The sequence below is a fragment of the Peptostreptococcus sp. genome, from assembly GCF_977045075.1.
In genome coordinates, this window is the sequence record NZ_CDRRTB010000128.1 from 1 (window position 1) to 2830 (window position 2830).

At 39.8% G+C, this 2830-nt stretch carries 4 protein-coding genes; all 4 read left to right on the plus strand.

Annotated features, from left to right (window positions below; all coding sequences use genetic code 11):
* Nucleotides 1-102, plus strand: a 102-nt coding sequence (locus ACW6OJ_RS07825; protein WP_456096252.1) for a DUF1858 domain-containing protein, incomplete at its 5' end; no start/stop codon positions are given.
* 11 nt (nucleotides 103-113) lie between these two features.
* Nucleotides 114-722, plus strand: a complete 609-nt coding sequence (locus ACW6OJ_RS07830; protein WP_455104354.1) for a hypothetical protein — start codon at nucleotides 114-116, stop codon at nucleotides 720-722.
* Nucleotide 723: 1 nt separating this feature from the next.
* The gene (locus ACW6OJ_RS07835; protein ID WP_293426804.1) at nucleotides 724-1263 is read left to right on the plus strand and encodes a hemerythrin domain-containing protein; all 540 of its coding nucleotides are present in this window, start codon (nucleotides 724-726) and stop codon (nucleotides 1261-1263) included.
* Between the two features lie 262 nt (nucleotides 1264-1525).
* Nucleotides 1526-2695 carry a CapA family protein gene (locus tag ACW6OJ_RS07840; RefSeq protein WP_456096251.1) on the plus strand — a complete coding sequence of 390 codons (1170 nt, stop codon included), beginning with the start codon at nucleotides 1526-1528 and terminating at the stop codon, nucleotides 2693-2695.
* Nucleotides 2696-2830: the final 135 nt, after the last annotated feature.

Below are 2830 nucleotides of genomic sequence, written 5' to 3' on the forward strand. Positions count from 1 at the left end.
TGTCTAGGTTGCCCATCATCACAGATGGAATCACTAGAGGATGCATGTATGGTACACGGCCTAAATGTAGAGGATGTACTAGCTAAGCTAAACAGCAAGTAGGAGGTAGAAATATGAGTTTATTTTTGGGACCAATTCACCATATAATGTACAATAAGATCAAGTTCCAGGAGGGACTAGTTGATGCAATAGTGAAGGCAGCAGAGGAAAAGACTGGCAACAATGAGCTGGAATTGAAGCTGGACCTAAGCTTGGCAGGTGTGCCAGCAGGTAGCCTAGAGGAGATAGTAGATACTACAAATATACATGGGTCTCTACAGTCACTAGTAGTAATAGTTGAGAAGAGACTAGCCTTTGTAGTTGATGAGGCATTAAGGTCAGGGATATTTACTATAGAAGATATAAAGAATATAGGAAGACAGTATGGTCAGGACCATAACCTTGGTAGTGACCTAGGCATAGAAGATGTATACCCAGCAATAGCAGGTAAGATGTTAAACGGTATGCCATGTGATAGGGTAGAAGAAATGCTAGACTCTACAGAAGACTCATTCAGGTGGAGGGATAGATTGGACATACATGCAGACTATTGGGAGCCTTATGGAAGGTCAAGTAAGGACTTTTATCAGATAAGGACTAGCGTGATTGAAGGTCTCTTAAGTCAGTCTGATATATCATATTCATGGGATGGAGAAAATGAATTTGAGCTTAGGAGGAAGTAAGATGTACGGTATAGACCTTTTGGTAGCAGAGCACCAGAATATATTAAAATTTGTGGGCATAATGAAGTCTAGTTGCAAGGATATCCTTGATGGCAAGGCTGTTGACATAGATAAGTTTAGGCAGTATATAAATTTTGCGAGAAATTACGCTGATAAGCACCACCACGGCAAGGAGGAAGAAATCCTATTTAAGATAATGGTAGATGAGCTTCCACCAGTTGCAGAAAAGCTAATCAGGCAGGGTATGTTGGTTGAGCACGACCTAGGCAGGCTATTTATGACTAACCTAGAGGCTGCCTTGGATAATTATGAAAAGAGCCAGGATGATATATATAAGCTAGACATCATAGCTAATGCAGTTGGCTATGGAGACCTTCTAGCTAGACACATAGAGAAGGAAGATAAGGTAGTATATACTTTTGCAGCAAGAGAATTAAGTGACGACCTAAAGAAGAGGGTTGATGAAGAGACAAGGGCCTTTGAAGAAAGGGATGGTCATATCAGAGACCAGCTTGAATCTTGGCTAGAGTCTGTAAGCTAGTACTCCATAATATAGATAAATTATTAAAATACATTTGTAGTCAATATTTTAAGAAGGGTAACCTCCCATTTACTCTTTCAGCGACCAAGCCAAAGGCCTGGTCGCTTTTTTGTGGTATGACGGGCATGCCATCAACCTATGGAACAACTAATGAATCAAATATAATATCTTATCTTCACTTGTATAGAGATATACAATTTCTTGTGATATAATGTACTAAGAAGCTTATAAATATACTATAATCATGAAACAGGTGGGTCGAATGAATCTTAAAAACGAAAAGAACTTTATTTTTTTATCTGTTGGTATAATATTAATATTTCTTTTATCCATGGGCTACTTTTTCCAGACTGAAATCAGCTCACTTAGGAGGGCTAATAAGCAGGAAACATCAGTTAAGAGGCTTAGGTTTGCAGGTGTTGGGGATAATCTTATCCACGACTCTATTTATAATGCAGCTGACAGGCGTAAGGGCCTTTTTGGAGATGGCCAGTATGATTTTGACCACCTATATGAAAATATAAAGCCGGAACTAGACCAGTATGACCTCAAGTATATCAACCAAGAGTCCATCATAGCTGGAGATAAGTTTGGGATAGGAACCTACCCCCACTTTAATACTCCCCAGGCCATGATACCTGCCTTGACTAGGGCTGGTTTTAACATGATCAATATGGCCAACAACCACTCTCTTGACAAGGGGCCTTGGGCCATACCGGAGTCAATAAAACTGTGGGACCAAACAGATGTATACCATACAGGTGTATTTACATCCCAGGAGGATAGGGACAAACCTGTAATTATTGATAAAAATGGTATAAAAGTAGGATTTCTATGCTATACCTATGGAACAAACGGTATTGAACCAGATACAGACTACAGGGTTTCCTACCTAAATGAGGATAAGATTAGGAGGGATGTAGCCAATATCAAGGACAAGGTAGACTTTATACTGGTTTCCTGCCATTGGGGAGAAGAGGGCATACAGGCCCTAGACAATACGCAAAAGAGGTATTCTAGGCTATTTAGTGACCTGGGTGTAGATGTGGTCTTGGGAACCCATGCCCATAAGATTCAGACAGTTAAGTGGTTGGAAAACCAGGACAAAAAGAAGACCCTGGTATATTATGGTACAGGTAACTTTGTCCATAATATGTTGACCCCTATTACCTACCTAGAGGGTATGGCTACATTTGATTTTGTCAAGGATGGCGATAAAAAGTATATAGATAAACCCAAGTTTGTTCCACTAGTATTCCATTTGGAGAGAAACCAGTATGGGCTTGATGGTTCTGTCTACAGGATGGACAAGTACCCAACAGACCTTGCCAACAGGCACATAGAAATGTACGGAAATGGGGCCTATCACCTTGAAAATTATAGGAATATAGTCAAGAGCATAATTCCACAGGAGTTTTTGGAAAATAAGTAACTTTTTACGAAAAATATTAGAAGATAAGGAGAAGATAAGATGAGTTTAGATAGTAGAATAGATAAGTTTGCCCAGCTGGCTATCAAGTCAGGTATAAATGTTCAACCAGGCGAGAGTCTGCTTATTAGGGCTGAT

What these genes read in the sequence shown, in the direction of transcription:
- ACW6OJ_RS07830 (WP_455104354.1), top strand. Translation starts at nt 114, where the DNA reads ATGAGTTTATTTTTGGGACCAATTCACCATATAATGTACAATAAGATC.
- ACW6OJ_RS07835 (WP_293426804.1), top strand. Translation starts at nt 724, where the DNA reads ATGTACGGTATAGACCTTTTGGTAGCAGAGCACCAGAATATATTAAAA.
- ACW6OJ_RS07840 (WP_456096251.1), top strand. Translation starts at nt 1,526, where the DNA reads ATGAATCTTAAAAACGAAAAGAACTTTATTTTTTTATCTGTTGGTATA.